This window comes from Cypionkella sp. PAMC25878 (assembly GCF_058135695.1).
The window spans coordinates 4,732,579-4,752,116 of sequence record NZ_CM176871.1; the positions used below are offsets into that span (position 1 = coordinate 4,732,579).

Here is a 19,538-nt window from a genome sequence, read left to right on the forward strand (position 1 = left end):
CTGGAGCAATGACACGCGCGACGACCAGTTTCCCTGATTTGCATCAAGGATGCTGCATTTCGCCAAACAGGCCGGTTGCCGTAGAATTGGTAGAACCATATCTGCGCCCTCCAGATCGGGGTATGGTTTAGGCGTTGCGGTAAGACTGAACAAAGGACTAGCCTTTCAATCGATGGGGAGGCGGAGCGATGACCTGCACACGCCGCATATTTATCGCAGGTGCAGCGGCCTTGGCCGCACCGCGCTTGTATGCGCAATCATCGGCACCTGTCAGGTTTGCCCTGACGCCGGTTTTTCTGGACAACGATGCAGCGGTGATCTCTGGTCTTCAGGCCGCGCTGACCGAAGGCATGGGCCGCACGGTGGAGCTTGTGCAGCGCCGCACCTATCAGGAAATCACTGGCGCGCTGCTCGACGGTTCGGTTGATGCGGCGTGGACATGCGGCTATCCGTTCCTGCAACATCAAGCCGAGCTTTCGCTTCTGGGCGTCCCGGTGTGGAACGGCCAACCGCTTTACCAATCCTACCTGATCGCATCGGCAGATGACCCGGCGCAGCAGCTTGGCGATCTGCGCGGTGGCACGCATGCCTTTTCCGATCCCGACAGTAATTCCGGCTACTTGGTTACCGCGTCAGACCTTGCGGCGCTTGGCGAGACGCCGGAGGGGTTCTTTTCCCGCACCATCTTTACCTTCGGGCACCGCAATGTCGTGCGTGCGGTCGCGGGGGGGCTGACGCGCTCTGGCAGCGTCGACGGCTATGTCTGGGAGGTGCTGCGGATGGTCGAGCCCGCACTGACGGCGCGCACTCGGATTGTTGCACGCTCCGAATGGTTGGGATTTCCGCCTTTCGTGGCCCGCGCTGATCGGACGGGGGATGCGGTGGTAGCGGCATGTCAATCTGCCTTGCTGGGCCTTTCGGCAACGACATCAGGCCGCGCGGCCCTTGCCCTGCTGTTTCTTGACGGCGTCACCCGCGCAGATGCGTCGCTGTATGGCGGGATTGCCACGCGAATGGCGGCACTCGGGACTGCACCATGAAGGCGGCGTGGTTTCAGAACCTTCCCGTGACGCTACGTGTGCCAATGGTCACAGCGACGCTGATGATTGTTCTCGGTCTTGTGGCAAGTCAGGGCGTGCTGACGGCGCTGCGGCGTGTGCAGGACGCCCGTCTGGTCGAAACCGCGCGGCTGCATGTCGAGGGCCTGTCGGTGGCTCTGGGGCCGTTCGTGCTTCGGCAGGATGTCTGGGAGGTATATGACATCCTTGAACGTGCCCAGTCAGCATCAGACGGGCAAAGGTTGCTGCAAACCGTGGTGGCCGACGAACGCGGGCAGGTTCTGGCCGCCAGCGACCCGAAACGTGCCCCTGTCAGCAGTGAGATTACAATCTATGAGGCGGGGGCCGTCGCCCCGGATGCCGTCACAATGACCGGCGATCCGGTTTTGCGGGTGATGTCACCGCTGCGCTATCAGGGACGGGATGTCGGGCGCATTGTCACGGAGCTGGACGTGACCGACCTTTTGGCAGAGCGCCGCCGGGTGACGCTGTGGCTGTTGTTCGGCAATGCCGTCGCGACCGCCTTGCTGACCTTTGCAGGCTGGCTGGCAGTGGCGCGCATCCTCCGCCCGGTCGGCATGCTGGTTCGCGCGATGGATGCCACCGAAGGCGTGCCACGGCCGATTGCAGATGCCGATATTCCACGCAGCGACCCCGGCCTTGCCCGGCTGATCGCCACCTACAACCGGATGACCACTGCGGTCGAGGCGCGGGCCGAGGCCGAGCGGCGGCTGGCCGCGCGCGAGCGGTTCGTGAGTCTCGGCCGTCTGTCCTCGTCGCTGGCACACGAGATCAACAACCCGCTGGGTGGCTTGCTGAATGCCGCCGACACGCTGGTGACCTATGCCGACAGGCCAGAGGTTGTGCGCGAGTCTGGCCACCTGATACTGCGCGGCCTGACCCATCTGCGCGACGTGGCGCGGGCGATTCTTGACCAGAACCGGCTTGACCGGACGGGCCAGCCGCTGAGGGGGGTGGATTTCGAGGATCTGCGGCTGTTGTTCGAGCCGGAGGCGACCAGCCGTGAACAACGCCTCAAATGGCAGATCATGGCAGGCGACGCCACGTTGGCGGCGCTGCCATCGGCACAGGTGCGGCAGGTGACGCTGAACTTGCTGTTGAACGCCTCAGAGGCAGCGGGCTTGGGTGGTCATATCGGGCTGTCCGTCACCAACGGCGCGGACGTGCTGTCGATCGTGGTCGATGATACCGGGCCGGGCCTTAGCCCTGATCACCTTGAGCGACTGTTGTCATCGGGGCCTTTGCCTCAGGGAGGTGGCGTCGGCCTGCGTCTGGCCCATGATATAGTCGTGGGCCTGAATGGCCATATTAACCATAGCCGCATTGACGGCGCGACATTCATCCGGGTTGATCTGCCTGCGGGGATGCCGCCATGATTGCCGGACGCTGCATCGTGCTGGTCGAGGACGATGAGATCATGGGTGCGTCGCTGCTCCAGCGGCTGACTTTGGAAGGGGCCGAGGTCCAGTGGCACCGCCAGATCGCGCGCGCTTTGCCCGCGATCCGCACCCCGCGCAAGGCCATAGACGCTGTAATCTGCGACATCCGGCTCCCCGACGGGACGGGTGAGGATCTGTATGACACTCTGACCCGCTTTGGCACGCCGCCGCCGTTTCTGTTTATCACCGGTCAGGGCGGCATTGACCAGGCAGTCCGACTGATCCGGTCCGGGGCTGCCGACTATATCACCAAGCCGTTCGACATCAGCCGATTTCTTGAACGGCTCGCCATCGTTATGCGTCCCCGGAGCGACATGGGTATGCCCCACGAAACAGGCATATCTTCCTACGCCCGAAGCGTGGACCGCCAAACGGCCGAGGCTGCGAGCCGGCACGCGCATCTGCTGATCCGGGGCGGCCACGGGCTTGGCAAAGTGCGGCTTGCGCGGCGGGTGCATGATCAGTCAGACCGGCGCGTGGCTCCGTTTGTCATTCAGGATGCAATGCACCAACCTGTAGATCATTCCGCTATCCGAACTGCGGTGAACGAGGTCGGCGAGGGCACGCTGCTGATCATCGGCATTGGGCGGCTGCCGCCGTCGGCGCAGGACATGCTGATGCAGGTGCTGCGAGATGCACCGTTCCGTTTGATCGCGACGGCGGGCATGGGAATCGAGAACAAGATCGCATCGGGCGGCTTCCGCTCCGATCTGTTCCACCTGTTGCAATCGCACGAAATCGTCATCCCACCACTTTCCGACCGCCCTGAGGATGCAGTCTGGCTGGCAGCTAGGCTGTTTAAGGGCCTCAACGCCAAGCGCGCAACACCGCTGACGGGATTGGCCGCCTCCACCGAGGATGCCATCCGCGCACATGACTGGCCAGGCAATGGCCGGGAGCTGCGCGCCCGCGTAGTGCGCGCGGTGGAACATGCCGAAGGGGCAACAGTGTTGCCGTCCGACCTGTTCCCCGAACGTGCCGGACAAGACGCGATCCGCCCGCTTGCCGCTGTCCGCGACGCGGCGGAACGGACCCAGATCGTGGCAGCGCTGGAACGCACACGTGGGCAAGTCAGTGAGGCTGCAAAGCTGCTTCGCGTGTCGCGCACGACCCTGTGGGAAAAGATGCAGAAATTAGGACTTTAGCGCGCATACCTGTTCGGAAATCCGAACGCCACGAAATCAGGCATGAAATGAATGGCTTGCCGCGCCGCAGCGTCGCCATCATGCCCATATCTGCCCCCCGCCCGTGATCGTTAAGCTGTGTCCCAAGTCACACCGCCAGGGAGGATCCTAGCCATGAAGTGCAACAAGTTGGTCGACGTCGGCAGGCGTCAATTTCTGCGAGGCGGTGCCATCAGTGCCGTCGGCGCCGCTGCGGCCACGATCCTCGCCTCGGCCCCGGCGCAGGCACAGCCGCTGGCCATGGTCAGCTATCCGGCAAACCGGCTGGCAAATCTTTCTGACCTGAAACCTAACGAGCCGATGGACATCGCCTATCCCGATGCCGACAGCCCCGGTGTGCTGATGAAGCTCGGCAGCAAGGTCGAAGGCGGCGCGGGCCCAGACGGCGACGTGGTCGCCTATTCTGTGATGTGCCCGCACAAGGGCTGGCAGCTTTCCTACAACGCCGCCGACAAGACGCTGAACTGCCCTGGCCATTTCAGCCGCTTCGACTGCGAGGCAGGGGGTCAGCAGACCTGGGGCCATGCCACGCAGAACCTGCCACAATTCACCCTGCGGGTGGACGACAAGGGCGACATCTACGCCGAGGGCGTGGATGAGCTGATCTACGGCCGCCTGTCGAACGTGCTGGCATAGGGGAGGAAAAACCATGGCTTACAAACGTCAGATCGATCGCTTGCCGATTATCCCAGCAGGGGCAAAGGTGCAGAATGTCACCTGCCACTACTGTATCGTCGGATGCGGCTACAAAGCCTACACATGGCCGATGAACACCCAAGGCACCGCCGCGTCGAACTGGTCTGGTGAAGACCTGACCACGCAGCAGCCGATGGAAACCGACGCCTGGTATGCACCGTCCATGTATAACGTGGTCAAGCAGAACGGCCAGAATGTGCATCTGGTGATCAAGCCGGATGTCGATTGCGTGGTCAACTCGGGCCTCGGTTCGGTGCGCGGCGCACGCATGGCCGAAAACCGTCGCAGCGATGTGACCGGCACCCAGCAACAACGCCTGACCGACCCGCTGGTCTGGCGCTATGGCACTTGGCAGCCGACCACCTGGGATGATGCGCTGGATCTGGTGGCCCGCGTGACCGCTCGCGTGATCACCAAGGAGAATGAGGACAATCTGTTCGTGTCGATGTTCGACCATGGCGGCAGCGCAGGCGGCTACGAGAATACTTGGGGCACCGGCAAGCTGTATTTCGAGTCGATGAAGGTCAAGAACTGCCGCATCCACAACCGCCCCGCCTACAACTCTGAGGTTCATTCGACCCGTGACATGGGCGTGGACGAACTGAACTACAGCTACAGCGACTACGAAGTGACGGACACGATCTTCTTGATCGGGGCCAACCCGCTGGAAACCCAGACCAATCTGTTTTTGAACCACATGATGCCCGGAATGCGCAACGGCGCGCGGGTGCTGGTGGTCGATCCGCGCCGCACGGTGACGGTGAATGCCTGCGAGGAGATCGCGGGGGCCGATAACGTCATGCACCTGCAGATCAACTCGGGCACCGACCTTGCGCTATTCAACGGGCTGTTCACCGAGATTGCCGACAAAGGCTGGGTCGATGCCGATTTCATCGCGGCGTCGACCATTCAAGGCGACGTTGCGGTGCCGGAGGACGCGCAGCATCCTGCAGCACTCGGGTCATTCGAGGCGGCACGCGCGGCCTGCAAGCTATCGTTGGCCGACGCGGCCGAGATCTGCGGCGTCAGCGCCGTGGACATCGCCAAGGCCGCCGCCTGGATCGCTGAACCTAAGGAAGACGGGTCGCGCCGCAAATGCGTGACGGCCTACGAGAAAGGCATCATCTGGGGCAATGACAACTATCGCACCGTCGGGGCACTGGTGAACATCGCGCTGGCAACCGGCAACATAGGCCGTGAAGGCGGCGGCGTGTGCCGTCTGGGTGGGCATCAGGAGGGCTACTATCGCCCCGGCGACGGCCATGTCGGCCGCCCGGCCCCTTACGTCGATCAGTTGCTGATCGCAGGAAAGGGCAAGGTGCACCACATCTGGGCCAACGATCACTACAAGACCACACTCAACGCCTCAGAGTTCAAGCGCGTCTACAACAAGCGCACGAACATGGTCAAAGAGGCGATGGACGCCAGCCAGGGAAAGACCCGCGCCGAACAGGTCGATGCCATCGTGGCGGCAATTGACGCAGGCGGCATCTTCTCGGTCAATGTCGACATCATCCACAGCCAGATCGGGCAAGCCGCCCACGTGATCTTGCCGGCGGTTGAGGCGGGCGAGATGAACCTCACCTCGATGAACGGCGAACGCCGCTTGCGGCTGACGGAAAAATACATGGATGGTCCCGGCCAAGCGATGCCCGACTGCCTGATCGCGGCGCGTCTGGCCAACCATCTGGAACGGGTGCTGGCCGAGGACGGTCGCACCGATTATGCCGCACAGTTCAAAGGCTATGACTGGCAGACCGAAGAAGACGCGTTCATGGACGGCTATAACAAGGGCAACCCTGAAGTGACCTACGCCCGCTTGCGCGACATGGGCACCAATGGCGTGCAGGAACCCGTCACAGGCTTTGCTGATGGAAAACTCATAGGCACGACACGGCTTTACGAAGACGGGGCCTTTACCCGGCACGGCCGCGAAGACAAGAAGGCGCTGTTTTGCATGGGCGCATGGCGTGGGCTGCAAGCAGCGGGCAAGGACGCTCAAAAAGCGGCGCATCGGTTCCTGATCAACAACGGCCGGTCCAACCTCAACTGGCAGAACTGGTTCCTTGACCAGGACAACGACTTTGCCATGGATCGCTTTCCGCTGCCCTTCATCCAGATCAACCCCGATGACGCTGCCGAACTTGGCGTGAAGAACGGTGACCTAGTCGAGGTCCACAACGATGTCGGTGCAACGCAGGCGATGGTCTACATCGAACCTACTGCCCGCCGCAATGAGACGTTCATGCTGTTCGGCGCACCCAGCGGCACGCAAGGCAACGTGATCAACGCGGGCGTGAACGAGCTGATCCTGCCGAACTACAAGCAGACCTGGGCCAACATCCGCAAGATCGCGGACGCAGCCCCAGCCACGGCAAAGCTCAGCTTCAAATCCTGGGAAGTCGCGCTTTGAAATGACCCCTGCCGCGCCCGTTTCCACGGGCGCGGGAGTATGGAACTGCAATGCGACACAAAGGGATATCTCGATGAAGCTGGCCTACATCATGTCACAAGGCCGGGGCGATACCGACCCGCGCCTTGCCACAGTCGCCCGGCAACTGATGCAGCGGGGCGTCCGGCTGTGCGGGACCCTGCAGATCAACACCGAACGCAGCGACGGACGGCATTGCGACATGGACCTGATGGTGTTGCCAGACGGCCCGGCACTACGCATCTCGCAAGACCGAGGGAGATGGGCGCGCGGCTGCCGTCTGGATGCAGGATCGCTGGAGATGGCAGTGGCAAAGGTTGCGGGCGCGCTCGACCACGGTGCGGAAATCATGGTCATCAACAAGTTTGGCAAACACGAGGCAGAGGGCCGCGGCTTTCGCGCAGTGATTGCCGCCGCGCTGGAAAAAGGTGTCCCGGTTCTAGTCGGGCTCAATCCCCTCAACCGCGAGGCGTTCGATCATTTCGCATGCGGGTTTGCGACAGAACTATCTGCTGACTTTGACGCTATACTCAAATGGGCTGCGATTCCCCCGACAAAGGACAAGCATTCTATCCTATCGGGGAACACCACCCTCCATCGCCCAGACTTGTCATTGTGACTGTTCAATCGTGTTGTCGATGAGATGGCTCCATTGTGCGCGGAAGCTGATGGCAGCAAATTCATAGCTTGGATTGTCGGGTGTTCCTGACAGTAACGTCCTTGCTACAAGCAGCGGCACAAATTCTGTTACAAAAGCTCCATCTATAATCAGTATAAGTAATTGAAATTTAACAAAAAATCTATCATGATGGCAAATCTTTTAATCTGCGGTTCAGGTCGGAGAACCTAGACGATGGTGTTTACACGCCCCGTGCCATCATTCCAAAGTAAATCATCTGTCCGAGCGCCCGACCAGTCCGACGCCCCGCCGAGGAAAGGCGCAACGTCCGCAGGGGAACTGGTGCCGCCCGATAGGGATTCCATGCGAAGTCCTAGGTTTTATCGTTGAACATGATGGGGATGCGTTCTGGTGCCACCAGCAATCTGGGTCGAGTTCCACCGCTACCGCATATTCCCGATTCAACAGGTGATTTCGGCGATCCTGTGGCCACAAAGCTGACAGTGGGCGACTGATGAATCACCAGAGGCCGTGAGCGGGCCGCCACGCGACCATCAACTTATATTACTCACCATGTCCCGCCAAAACCGATGACGTCACCCAGTGGCTGGCTATCGAGTTCTGCGTTCGGCCTCGCTAGGGTCCAGACTCATTGATCGTCAAAGCCAGAACAAGACGGTTGCGGCGAGAGCGACGGCGGAGAGGAAGACTTTTGGGCATCTGTCGTAACGTGTTGCCACCCGCCGCCAGTCTTTGAGACGGCCAAACATGATCTCAATCCGATTGCGGCGTTTGTATCGGCGTTTATCGTATTTGACAGGCTTCGCGCGTGACTTCCGGCCGGGGATGCAAGGCGTGATCCCCTTGTTTTTCAGGGCGTCTCGGAACCAGTCGGCGTCATAACCCCGGTCAGCCAGCAGCCACGTCGCTTTGGGTAAGCTGCCCAGTAAGGCCGCAGCGCCGGTGTAATCGCTGACCTGACCTGCGGTCATGAAGAAGCGGATCGGTCGGCCGTTTTCGTCAGTGACGGCATGCAGTTTGGTATTCATGCCACCTTTGGTCCGGCCAATCAGACGACCGCGCCCCCCTTTTTCACCCCAAGGCTTGAAGCCGTGCGGTGCGCCTTGAGATAGGTCGCGTCGATCATCACCGTCTTCGGGACCGCCGCCTCGGAGGCCAACCCTTCCATCATCCGGGCAAAGACGCCCATGTCGCCCCATCGCTTCCAACGGTTGTAAAGCGTCTTCGCCGGGCCGTATTCCTTCGGCGCGTCAGACCAACGCAAGCCATTGCGATTGATGAAGATAATGCCGCTCAAGACCCGACGATCATCGACACGCGGCACCCCGTGGCTCTTGGGAAAGAAGGGTTTAAGTCGAGCCATCTGCTCGTCCGTCAGCCAGTAAAGGTTGCTCATTGCTCAGTCTCCTTGCGGAGCCTGAATCACGGCTGCGTTGCAAAATCAATAGGTCCTGACCCTAGATCAAGACGGCGCAGGCGCATCATGATGCTGCATCCGCGTCAGCGCCGCGCATCGCGGCGGTCATCGCAAGGATAGCATCCTGTGCCAACCGGTCCAGCAAGGCGGCTTGTGCCGCAGCATCAGGCGCAAGAGCTGCGCGGCGTGCTTGCGGAAGAAGCGACAGCATTTGCTCCAGCTCTTGCCGTGCGGCGTTGCGAAAGCCGTCTTCGGTCGCGATCTCTGCCATGATCGCCTGCACCTCGTCCACGGCATCGTGCGGGCTGACGGCGGTTGTGGGCGACGTGACAGCAAAGGTCAGCTTTTCGATCCAGATACGACCAGTATCCTCTGCCATCTGACTGAGAATTTCCGCCCACATATCTCGGTCGCGTCGCAACTGCCACGCGCGCGGCGTGGCCCCAGCCAATGTAAGCCGCAGAATCGCGCAGTCGGCGACGCCTACAGCCTCTGCCTGCACATGCGCCCGCAACACGTCGCGAATAGCATCATCATCCGCAAGCCCCGTAAGTGACAAAGAACTTTCACGGAATTCGACTGACGCGGTGGGCAATTCTGCTATCTCAATCCGACCCGCTTCGATGGTGAGCAATGTCGCGGACTTCGCCCCAGCCTCACCAATATCGCGCCCCTGCGGATTGCCGGGCATCACCACCCAAGGTGCTGTCGAATGAACCTGGCGTTTGTGGATATGCCCCAGCGCCCAATAATCAAACCCGGTTTGTGTGAGATCAGCAACCGAGCAGGGCGCATATGGATCATGTCCTGCGGAACCGGTCAGCGATGTGTGCAGCATGGCGATATTCACCGCGCCCGGCTCTGGTGTCCCGAATTTCGACACGAGACTTTCTGGCGCATGCTTGTCGCGAAAGCTGACACCATGCACCCAGACATCGGGTGCGATTTGCACCTTGCCGCCGCGACCGTCGAAGATATGCACATTTGCAGGAAGGTCAATCTCCCCAGTGATCGGGTTTTCAGCGTCATGGTTGCCCTTGATGTAGAAGACCCGCACACCCGCCGCGCGCAGCCGCTCCATCTGGATCGTCAGATAGGCGGCTGTCTTTGCACTGCGCTCAGCGCGGTCATAAAGATCGCCAGCGATTAGCAAAGCGGTTACGCTCTCAGCCACACAGAAATCTACCATCTTTTCCAAAGACTTCCGCGAGGCAATTATGACGCGTGCCTGCAAATCCTCGTTGCGCAAGGCCAGGCTGGAAAGTGGGGAGTCGAGATGCAAATCAGCGGTGTGAAGGATCTTGATGGGCACGTCGCCTCCTGCTGGTGATGGCCAGATCTGCCTGCGGTATGAATTCTCGTTGCAGCATGGCTCGCAGCGCAATCGAAGTTGACAGTTTTTCGGCAGCGAAGTCGAGGAGCATCGCGACGTTGAGGCAATCAACTAAGACATGCACGCTGCACTCACCGGACGGGCGACCTGTGTTCAACTTACTGGGTCGAAGGGGGCGCTCAGGCCGCCGCATAGACTTTTAGTGCGCTGGACTCACACTCTCCGGCCCAAATGACGAGGCACGCTCAGCGACACGCTCCTGCTTTCTGCGGGGGCCCTGGTCAATTCGGCGTTTCGGTCATCTGGTCGTATCTAGTCTGAGTTCCACGCCTGCTGCTTCAGTTCTGGGCGCGCTGCCAGAGCATTGCGATTCCGCTTCCGGTGATCTTGCGATAGACCCCGGAAACAATCTCCCCGTTCTCAATCGCGAGTTTGCCATGAATCTTGTAGACCGTCGCCACAGGACATTGTTTCTGGCGCTTTTCGCTGTTTTCACCATCTTCGGCATGTCGATGACGATCATCGGTGCGGCGCTGCCCAAGATTCTGACCAGCTTTGGATGGAGCTATTTCGTCGCGGGCCTTGTCCTTGCCGCGAACGCCATCGCATATTTCAGCTTCACCTTCGTCGGAGGCTACGCCATCCGGTATTTAGGGCCAAGGCGCACAATTGTCATTGGCCTTGCCATTGCGGCGGTGGGGCTGGCGTTCTTCGGCTCCACCCCAAGTCCGCTAATCAACATCCTGCTCGGCGCGCTGATGGGCGTAGGTCAGGGCTTTGTCGAGATTACCGTCAACTGGACGACCCTGCGGCTTGATACCGCCAAGTCCGGGCGCCCGATGAACCTGATGCATGGTGCATTTGCGGTGGGAGCGATCTTTGGCCCGCTGGTTCTGGCAGCGCTCTTGCATGCAGAGCTTGACTGGGTTGCTGTCTATCACCTGATGGCAGCCATCTTCCTAGCGCTTACCTTGCTGTTTGTGCTGCTGCCGATGCACCTGCCGCCAGATGCAGCCAATGCAGAAACGGGCGAGATCGCCCAACCCCTCAAAACGCATCCGGCCTACTACCTGTCGTTTCTGGCGCTTTTCTTCTATGTCGGCGTCGAACTCGGAGTGTCGAACTGGGTGGCGCAGTATTTCGTCGCAGTTTTCGATTATCCAGCGACCGAAAGCGCGCTTTTGGTCTCGTTGTTCTGGGCGGGGTTGCTGACGGGCCGCTTTGGTGTTCCGCTGCTCGATCACGGGTTGCGACAGGATCAGTTACTGATTGGCTTTTCGCTGCTAGCCACAATCACCATCGCGGTGCTCAGCCTGCTTGGCTTTGTGGCAAGCGGCCCGTTCATTCAATCCACCGCCATGGCGATGGTGTTGTTGTCGGGTCTTGGCTGCTCGATCTTCTATCCGGCGGTCATCACCTTGCTGGGCAACTGCTTTCCGCAGGCGCAAAGTCAGGCGATCGGTTTTGCAGCGACGGGCGGCGGGGTCGGTGCCTTCGTATTTCCTTTCCTGATGTCAGCCCTTGCGGACGGCTGGGGTATCCGCATCGGCTTTGCGACCTATGCCGTCTTCGGCGTCGCCATGACCCTTGCTGCCATCGGGCTCGCGCGTGCTGCGACAGGGAGAAAGCGCTACGCTTTGACCTGCAGGCCCGACCAGAGGCGCTGAGCGGGCCGCCACGTGCCGCCTGGCTCTCATGACTCACTAATAAGATCGACCGATACCCGAAGATGCTCTCAGTGAATCGCTCTTGGCCTTGGCCGCGCCAGATCTTGGGACAACCAAAGCAAAGCATACCTCTGGGACCATCGCCATCAGCCACTTTGGACGAACCCGCAGACTAACCCGACTACACTCGAAGAAAGCACGCGCGCATTACTCAATAAACTTAAGCAGATCAGCCAGTTCTGCGATCACATCGGCCCCAGATGATCGATCTCGAGGCCAGTATAGGCAATTGCATTCACCAGCTCAACGCGCTGTTCCAGCATCCCTTGAGGCATCGAACCATATCGTCCGGTCATAGAGGCTTCAGTGTGACCGAGCAAGAAACCGAACTGATTGTCTAAGAAACCGGCTCTGCGCATCGCGTCTGCTGCGCCGTGGCGGAACGAGTAAAGTGACAAGCCACGACCCTCTTTCAGGCCGATACGGGTGAGATACTTACCGAACTCTCTCGAGAACTCCGGCATCATCTGCCCTCGCTCATTTCGTTTAGCTCCGGGAAAAAACTGTTTGTCGCCAGCGTGAACACGCTCTTCATGGTATTTCAGCAAACCAAGCCGCACGAGTTCCGGGTGAATTGGAATGACGCGCATCGACCCGGCTGTCTTGACTGACTTTCCCTCGCCGTGGGCTTCACCTTCAGTTGTAATGTGCATTATCCATCGGCTGTGCTCTTGACGCACGTCGCTAACGGCGAGTTGCCCGATCTCACCGGGACGGGCACCCGAATACAGCATCACCAATGGCACCCAGAAGCGGTGGTCGCGAATTAGCACGTCTCCTGGCCGTGAGATGTTTCGCCATTCCGATCCACTTTGCGCGCCGCTGAACAGAGGTGACGCGAAGAGCGTGTTCATCTGCTCAACACTAAATGTCAAAGTCTTGCTGCGGCGTTCCTTGGGCAGAGCCATGCCAGTGCAGGGGTTGATCGCGATATACCCGTTGGCCTCAGCCCAAGAGCAAAAGGCGGAAAGGCTCGACAGATAGCGATTCACGGTCCGATCTGAAAGCACCTGGCGTCCAAGTGCCTCGTTCGCAGAAACGACTTGATTGATGTTCATCCCACGGAACGCCACGACCTCAGTCGCGCGGACTGGATACTTGATCAAGAGCGTTTTCCATTCCCGGACATGCTTTTTTGAAATCTTACCCATCGGAAATTTCGGGCCGATTGTTTCGATGAAGATGCCGATGTCCCGGCATGACTCGTCCATGCGGCTTTTCGAAACATTTCTGGGGTTTTCCTTTTTAAACGTCTCTAGCGCCTCCAAGATGCTCTCCCCATGCTCAGCGACTTCAGTCTGGACCCTGCGATGGAGCGTCGGCGTTTTTACGAGAGGGTCGCGGGGCTGACCGGTGAAATCGCCTTCATCTCGCTCTAGGGTTCGCGCCAGCGCGTCGATCTCCGCACGCATCATGTGGCGAGCGAGGCTGATCCAGTCGGGCGTTGAGGGTTCAACAAAAAGGCGATTTTTGCGAAGATAATTATCTACTTCGTGTGCAATCAGTGCAGTTTCACCCTTCGAAAGATGCTTCTTCAATTCTGCCAATTTCACCTTCCGCGCGAAGGCAGAAAGCTCGCCCGCCTTCTGCAAAACTTGCAATTCCAGGGTCGCATCCAAGATGGATAGCTGATCAACGCCCTTAATTTCGTCACGATCAACGCGACCAAGTAGGTCAGCTCTGGCGGCTTCGATTTCCCGTTCGCCGGGTAAATGCGCACGTTCGAATTCGTCACGCTCGAGAATGGCAGTGTGATGGTCCCAAACCGCATGCTCTCTGTCGGACGCCTCAAGTGTGCGCCGTGTCCTCATGTCATCGAACTCGCGTTGCCATTCGGCGATCACGGGCCAGAGTCGGCGCTTCGCCTCTCCCATGTCCTTGGTCTTCAGAGAAAGCCTGCGTGTCTGAGTCTGAGCTATCGACACCAGATCCTCAGGCACATCCAAACGCGCATAATAGACTGATCCGCGCTTGCTGAGATAAGAAATATGCGGCATGAAACATTCCTGAATGCGGGCTCCGGCACACTCGCCCGGAACACCCCTCCGGATCACTAGTTCCATGGTAATGCTTGTATAGTCAATAGGTTGCTATAATTCAGCAGCTTGGAAGAAACCGGGTTATGTTCCTCTCGCTCCGACCAAATTATCCCGAGACTTCTAACCACGCCAAGCGCCCCCAAAAAGGGCGCTTTTTGTTTACAAATCCCTCAACGCTGCCGCCACATCGCCAGAATATAGGCCGAGGTCATAAGATCCAGATGCGCGCCGCCGCCGTTTTTGGCGACGGTGATTTCATCGTCAGAACTCCGCCGATAGCTGCCCTGCGCCATGTCGTAAAAATCCGCCCTGATGTCCGCCTCGCTGATCACGCCGCGCGCAATCGGGTCTTTCAACTCGCCAATGTGATGCACGGTGGTGGCGCGCGAATCGACGAACACTGACGCCCGCCGCATCACCTCATCGTCCGCCTCGCGCATCGCCGGGGTATAGGCCCCGATCAGGTCGATATGCTGCCCCGGTTGCAGCCATTCGCCCTTCAACAGCGGCTCGCGGCTCATCGTCGCCGTGCAAATCACATCGGCCGCGCGCACCGCAGCCTCCAAATCCCCCACCGCCGTCACCCGAGCATCCGCTGCTGCCATCGCTTCAGCCCCGGCAGGCGAGCGGTTCCAGATGCTGAACTTGGCATCGGGAAACAGCGCCGAATAGGCTTGAATCATGGATCGTGCCACCGTGCCCGCGCCGACCAGCAGGATATTCCGGCTGTCGTTGCGCGCCAGTTTGCTGGCCGAAAGCAGGCTGTCGCCGGCAGTTTTCCACTTGGTCACCAGATGGAAATCCACCAAAGCCTCCAGCACCCCGGTCTGATCGTTGAACAGATTGACCGCGCCGTGGATGCTGGGCAACCCCCGCGCAGCATTGCCGGGAACCACCGTCGCGACCTTGACCAAGCTGCCCAAGCCGTCAATCCACGCCGCGCGATCCAACAGCGTATCCGCGCCGCGATACAAAAACAGATCGTTGATCTCGGCGCGCGGCAGCCGGTGGCCGGCCTCAAACGCCTCACACAGCCCTGCCCATGACAACATGGCCTCGGCCTCTGGCCCTACGATTTCAATGCTCATAACCCTGCCTCTTGCTTGCTCAGCAGACCTTCGGCAACCAACCGTTGCGCCCAGCCCTGCCAGCTTTCAAACTGATGTGTACGCCAGCCCCTGCGGGCCGCCGCCGTGATATTCTCGGCCTTATCGTCGGTGAACAACAGCCGATCCGCCGCGATACCGCAATCCTGCTCAACCATCTGATAAATCAGCGGATCAGGCTTGATCACCCCCATCACGCCCGAGACATATCTGCGGTCGAAATCAGCCAGGAAATCCATCTTCGGCAGGGCTTCTTCAAACGAATACCGCCCGAAATTGGTCAGCGCGAACACCGGAACCCCCTTGGCCCTAAGCGCCCGCAGCAAAGCAATGCTGCCCTCAATCCGGGGCGAGACGAGTTCAATCCAGCGGTCATACCACAGCCGCACTTCGGCGCTCCATTCCGGGTGCCGTTCCGCCCAATCATAGATCGTCTCGCGAAACAACGCGCCCTCGTCGACCCGGTCATTCATGCCATGCAGATCAACCGCGTCAAACAGCGCACGGCGGCGGTCCTCGCCAATCACCCGGTCATAAAACGCCTCTGGCTGCCAACGCGTCAGCACATTGCCAATATCAAAGATCACCGCTTGGGGCTGCAACATCCAGATCCTTTACCTTCCGCACCGTCTCGCGCCACAGGGTATAAAGCCCCGCGCCGCAGATCAACGCAATCCCAACCCAAGCCGTGCCATCGGGGAAGGTTCCAAACACCACCGCCCCCCAGAAAATCGCCATCGGCATCCCGATATATTCAAACGGGGCAATCAGCGCGGCCTCGGTGGTGCGATACGCCTGCGACATCATCAAACCACCCACGCCAACGGCCACACCCGTCGCGATAAACGCCCACCAATCCCCCATCGGAGGCGTATGCCAAGGCCGGAACAAAAACTCCCAAGTGCTGCCGGGGGCCTGCGCCAGATGGCCATCGCCCGCCACAAAGCCAAAGCATAGGCTGACCACGATAAACCCGCATTGCACGAAGAAATTCAACGTCATAGCGCTTTCGGTCAGCCGCATCCGCCGCGTCATCATATGGCTGGAGGCATAGCAGAACGCCGAGATCAGCACCAAAATCGCCGCCGGTTGAATAACCCCGGCCCCCGGCCGCGTCATCACCACCACGCCCAGCATCCCCACCGCCACCGCCGCCCAGCGCCGTGGCCCGACCTGTTCGCGCAAGATCACCGCCGACATCAGCGTCACGAACAACGGTGCCACAAACGCCGTCGCCACCGCATCTGCGAGCGGCATCAGCGACAGCCCGACGAAATAGGTCACGTTCGAGCACATCACGATGCAAACCCGGAACAGATGATCCAGCGGCCGCTTGGTCAGCAACTGCCGAAACCCGCCGCCCGAAAACCAGATCACCGCCAGCACGATCGCCATGCCAACAAACGCCCGCAGCAAGATCACCTGATGCAGCGCATAGGTTCCCGACAAAGCCTTGATCGCAAGATCATTGACCGAAAGCACCACCCCGCCGCCCAATGCAAACAGGATACCAGTGGCGGGTTTTTTGGAATTGTCTGACATAATGCAACTCACCGCGTCCCGGCGGGCAAATCTAGCCCAGAGGCGACATCAAAGCTTCGCTTGCCGCACAACCCGCTCTAAAACTTCCAGAAACCGCGAGCGATCCGCCTTGGAAAATGGCCGCCCGCCGCCTTGCCGAAACGGGTCCGCACTGCGCAGATCCTGCATCAGATCCCGCGTCGCCAGCACATTGCCGATATTGGCACCGGTCAATTCCTCGCCATTGTGCTTGACCACCTTCGCACCCGCCGCCACGCATTTCGCCGCCAGCGGAATATCCCCGGTCACCACCACATCGCCCGGCCCACAGGCCTCTGCGATCCACTTATCCGCCTCATCCGGCCCCGCCGCCACAAACACGCTTTCCACCAGCGGGTTCGCCGAAGGCCTGATCCCGCCATTAGACACCAGTATCATCCGCATGCCATGCCGCGTCGCCACCCGCTCCGCCTCGGCCTTCACCGGGCAGGCATCGGCGTCGATAAAAATCCGACCACTCATGGCCGCGCGAAAACCTCAACCCAATAGTATTTCATCGCGTATTTCTGCCCCTTCAGCGGTTTATCCTCCGGCTGATAGACCACCGCGATCCCGGTTTCGGTCAAAGCACAATCGAGGATATTCTTGCGATGCCCCGCACTGCCCAGCCAATCCTTCAAAATCCCCGCAGCCGAGGATTGCCCCGCGCCGATATTCTCGGCCACCTTGCTAAATCGGTAACCCTGCGCCTTGATCCGGCTGGAAAACTTCGCGCCATTCTTGCTGGCATGGCTGAAAAAATTCTGCTCTGCCATAGCCTGAGCATGGCCCTGCGCCGCAGCCACCAGCTTGGCATTCACCGTCAACGCAGAACAGCCCGCCCCGGCGCGCGCTTTATTCACTGCCGCCAACACCTGATCTTCCGCCGCGCCCGCCCAAACCGGCTGCGCCAACAAAGCCAGTAAAGCCGCCGCTTTCAACATGCCAAGTTTAAGCATTCAGTGCCCCCGCATGAAACGCCACATGTTCCTCCATGAAGGTGCTCACGAAGAAATAGCTGTGGTCGTAGCCTTTCTGCATCCGAAAACTGCCGCCCTGCCGCCGCTCGACCATAGCCCCCGCCAAAGCTTCGGGCTTCAGAAGATCAAGAAACTGATCGCTGGTGCCTTGGTCAATCAAAATCGGCCCGTCAAAGCCGCGCTTTTTCATCAACAGTGTGGCGTCATGCGCCGCCCAAGTCGTCTCATCCGGCCCCAGATAGGCGCCAAACTGCTTGCGGCCCCAGTCGCTTTGCGTCGGATTGCAAATCGGCGCAAACGCCGAAACCGAGCGGAACCGCCCCGGAAAGCTCATCGCAATCGTCAACGCGCCATGACCGCCCATCGAATGCCCGGTGATCGACTGCGCCGCTTCAGCAATCGGAAACGCCTTGAACAATTCACGCGGCAGTTCTTCGGTCACATAATCCCACATGCGGAAATTCTTGTCCCACGGGCTTTGCGTCGCGTTCACATAGAACCCCGCGCCCTGCCCCAGATCATAGCTCGCATCGTTCGGCACATCTTCGCCGCGCGGGCTGGTATCCGGGAACACCAAAGCAATGCCCACTTCCGCCGCCCAACGCTGCGCCCCGGCCTTCACCATCGCATTCTCATGCGTGCAGCTCAGACCCGACAGATACCACAGCACCGGCACCAGCCCTTCTTCGGCCTCAACCGGCAGGAACAGCCCGAAGGTCATCTCGGTGCCCGTCACCGCCGAGGCATGGCTGTAAACCCCCTGCACGCCGCCAAACGCCCGGTTTTCAGAAATGGTTTTCATAATGCCCCCTTAAGCCCACATGGTTTTTAGCCAGTTTTTCATTCAGCCAGTTTTTCATTCAGCCCGTCACAAACGCAATCACCGCCGTTACGGTCAGCACCGAAGCGGCGGTCGAGATCAGGATCGCGGTCGACATCCGTTGCGGCGCGACCCCGAAATGCTGCGCCAGAATAAAGACATTCCCCGCCACAGGCAAAGATGCCGCCGCCACCATCACCCCTGCCGCATACCGCTCCACCGGGAAAATCACCAGTGCCGCCAGCGCCACCGCCGCCGGATGCAGCACCAATTTGGCAAAACTCAGCCAAGCCGCAACCTCCAGCCGTTCCGCACTGCGCCCGGCAAGGCTCGCCCCAATCGCAAACAGTGCGCAAGGCGTCGCCGCCGCCCCCAGCATGGTCATGAATTCATTCACCGGCACGGGCAGCGCCCATCCGGTCGCCCCCCAAGCCATCCCCAACACCACCGAGACGATCATTGGGTTTTTCAGCACGCCCAAGCCCAGCACCCGGAAGATGCCCCAAGACATCCGGCCTTCGCGCAGCCCCGTCACCACCAGCGTCAACACCGAGGTAAACACCAGCAGATCGACCGCCAGCACCAGCAAAACCGGCCCCACCGCCGCCGGACCCAGCAGCAGCGTCAGCATCGGAATCCCCAGAAAGCCGACGTTGCCGATAATACCCGTATGCGCCTCAAACACCGCGATTTCGGGCTTTGCCCCGCGCAGCAGCGCCACCCCGGCCACGATGGACCAGACCAAAGTTGAGGCGAGGAAATACGCCCAGACAAACGCCCAAGAGAACACATCGCTCAGGTCCAGATTGGCGGCAAAGCCAAACAGCATCGCCGACAGCGCGAAGTAGAACACGAATTTCGTCAGATACGCCGTGGCCTCAGCGCTGAAAAACCGCACCCGCCCCGCGCCATAGCCAAGACCAATCACCGCAAAGAACGGCAGAGTTTTCAGCAAGATCGCCAGCATGGGGTCAGAGTTTCACGCCGCGCTGGCAGATACAAGGCCAAGGGGTTTCGGGCAAGATTTTTGCAGGGGTCAAGCCCAGCACTCGCCGCGAGAAACCCTAATAATGCGTTAACGACACCA

General features: G+C 60.0%; 17 protein-coding genes. 7 read left to right on the forward strand and 10 right to left on the reverse strand.

Features of this window, described 5'->3' with window-relative positions:
* Positions 1-188 precede the first annotated feature (188 nt).
* From ACS5RD_RS23705 to ACS5RD_RS23730, 6 genes are all read left to right on the forward strand, one after another.
* On the forward strand, positions 189-1,040 hold the full coding sequence (locus tag ACS5RD_RS23705) for a substrate-binding domain-containing protein (protein ID WP_489929381.1): 852 nt from the start codon (positions 189-191) through the stop codon (positions 1,038-1,040).
* A complete protein-coding gene (locus ACS5RD_RS23710) occupies positions 1,037-2,455 on the forward strand; it encodes a sensor histidine kinase (protein WP_489929382.1) in 1,419 nt (472 codons plus the stop codon). Before ACS5RD_RS23705 ends, ACS5RD_RS23710 begins: the two co-directional genes overlap by 4 nt.
* On the forward strand, positions 2,452-3,663 hold the full coding sequence (locus ACS5RD_RS23715) for a sigma-54-dependent transcriptional regulator (protein ID WP_489929383.1): 1,212 nt from the start codon (positions 2,452-2,454) through the stop codon (positions 3,661-3,663). Before ACS5RD_RS23710 ends, ACS5RD_RS23715 begins: the two co-directional genes overlap by 4 nt.
* 153 nt (positions 3,664-3,816) lie before the next feature.
* Positions 3,817-4,338, forward strand: coding sequence for an arsenate reductase (azurin) small subunit (locus tag ACS5RD_RS23720; RefSeq protein WP_489929384.1), 522 nt, complete (start codon positions 3,817-3,819; stop codon positions 4,336-4,338).
* A 13-nt stretch (positions 4,339-4,351) separates the two neighbouring features.
* Positions 4,352-6,811, forward strand: coding sequence for an arsenate reductase (azurin) large subunit (locus ACS5RD_RS23725; protein ID WP_489929385.1), 2,460 nt, complete (start codon positions 4,352-4,354; stop codon positions 6,809-6,811).
* Between the two features lie 73 nt (positions 6,812-6,884).
* Positions 6,885-7,448: a DUF2478 domain-containing protein gene (locus ACS5RD_RS23730; RefSeq protein ID WP_489929386.1), complete on the forward strand. Its 564-nt coding sequence runs from the start codon at positions 6,885-6,887 to the stop codon at positions 7,446-7,448.
* A gap of 659 nt (positions 7,449-8,107) precedes the next feature.
* Here ACS5RD_RS23730 and ACS5RD_RS23735 read toward each other — a convergent pair.
* Together ACS5RD_RS23735 and ACS5RD_RS23740 are read right to left on the reverse strand one after the other, a co-directional pair.
* Positions 8,108-8,865 (reverse strand): IS5 family transposase gene (locus ACS5RD_RS23735; protein WP_489927796.1). Its coding sequence is split into 2 segments (ribosomal slippage): positions 8,108-8,547 and positions 8,547-8,865, totalling 759 coding nucleotides; the frame shifts between segments, so codons are not numbered across the junction.
* 85 nt (positions 8,866-8,950) lie between these two features.
* Positions 8,951-10,198, reverse strand: coding sequence for a metallophosphoesterase family protein (locus ACS5RD_RS23740; protein WP_489929387.1), 1,248 nt, complete (start codon positions 10,196-10,198; stop codon positions 8,951-8,953).
* Positions 10,199-10,656: 458 nt separating this feature from the next.
* Here ACS5RD_RS23740 and ACS5RD_RS23745 point away from each other — a divergent pair, with 458 nt between their 5' ends.
* A complete protein-coding gene (locus ACS5RD_RS23745; protein WP_489929388.1) occupies positions 10,657-11,886 on the forward strand; it encodes an MFS transporter in 1,230 nt (409 codons plus the stop codon).
* A 245-nt stretch (positions 11,887-12,131) separates the two neighbouring features.
* Here the strand turns inward: ACS5RD_RS23745 and ACS5RD_RS23750 are convergent, their stop codons facing one another.
* The 8 genes from ACS5RD_RS23750 to ACS5RD_RS23785 all read right to left on the reverse strand — a co-directional run bounded on the left by ACS5RD_RS23750 (position 12,132) and on the right by ACS5RD_RS23785 (position 19,418).
* Complete coding sequence (locus ACS5RD_RS23750) at positions 12,132-13,943, reverse strand: DUF6538 domain-containing protein (RefSeq protein WP_489929389.1); 1,812 nt, start codon at positions 13,941-13,943, stop codon at positions 12,132-12,134.
* Positions 13,944-14,155: 212 nt separating this feature from the next.
* Positions 14,156-15,073, reverse strand: a complete 918-nt coding sequence (locus tag ACS5RD_RS23755; RefSeq protein WP_489929390.1) for an ornithine cyclodeaminase family protein — start codon at positions 15,071-15,073, stop codon at positions 14,156-14,158.
* A complete protein-coding gene (locus ACS5RD_RS23760; protein WP_489929391.1) occupies positions 15,070-15,696 on the reverse strand; it encodes an HAD family hydrolase in 627 nt (208 codons plus the stop codon). The genes ACS5RD_RS23755 and ACS5RD_RS23760 overlap by 4 nt, the downstream gene beginning before the upstream one ends.
* Positions 15,668-16,633, reverse strand: a complete 966-nt coding sequence (locus ACS5RD_RS23765) for a DMT family transporter (RefSeq protein WP_489929392.1) — start codon at positions 16,631-16,633, stop codon at positions 15,668-15,670. Before ACS5RD_RS23765 ends, ACS5RD_RS23760 begins: the two co-directional genes overlap by 29 nt.
* 48 nt (positions 16,634-16,681) lie before the next feature.
* Positions 16,682-17,134 (reverse strand): YaiI/YqxD family protein, encoded by a 453-nt coding sequence (locus tag ACS5RD_RS23770; RefSeq protein ID WP_054008173.1) that lies wholly within the window; start codon positions 17,132-17,134, stop codon positions 16,682-16,684.
* On the reverse strand, positions 17,131-17,610 hold the full coding sequence (locus ACS5RD_RS23775; protein WP_489929393.1) for a CAP domain-containing protein: 480 nt from the start codon (positions 17,608-17,610) through the stop codon (positions 17,131-17,133). The genes ACS5RD_RS23770 and ACS5RD_RS23775 overlap by 4 nt, the downstream gene beginning before the upstream one ends.
* Positions 17,603-18,433: an S-formylglutathione hydrolase gene (fghA, locus tag ACS5RD_RS23780; protein ID WP_489929394.1), complete on the reverse strand. Its 831-nt coding sequence runs from the start codon at positions 18,431-18,433 to the stop codon at positions 17,603-17,605. Before fghA ends, ACS5RD_RS23775 begins: the two co-directional genes overlap by 8 nt.
* Positions 18,434-18,491: 58 nt before the next feature.
* Positions 18,492-19,418, reverse strand: a complete 927-nt coding sequence (locus ACS5RD_RS23785; protein ID WP_489929395.1) for an AEC family transporter — start codon at positions 19,416-19,418, stop codon at positions 18,492-18,494.
* Between the last annotated feature and the right edge of the window lie 120 nt (positions 19,419-19,538).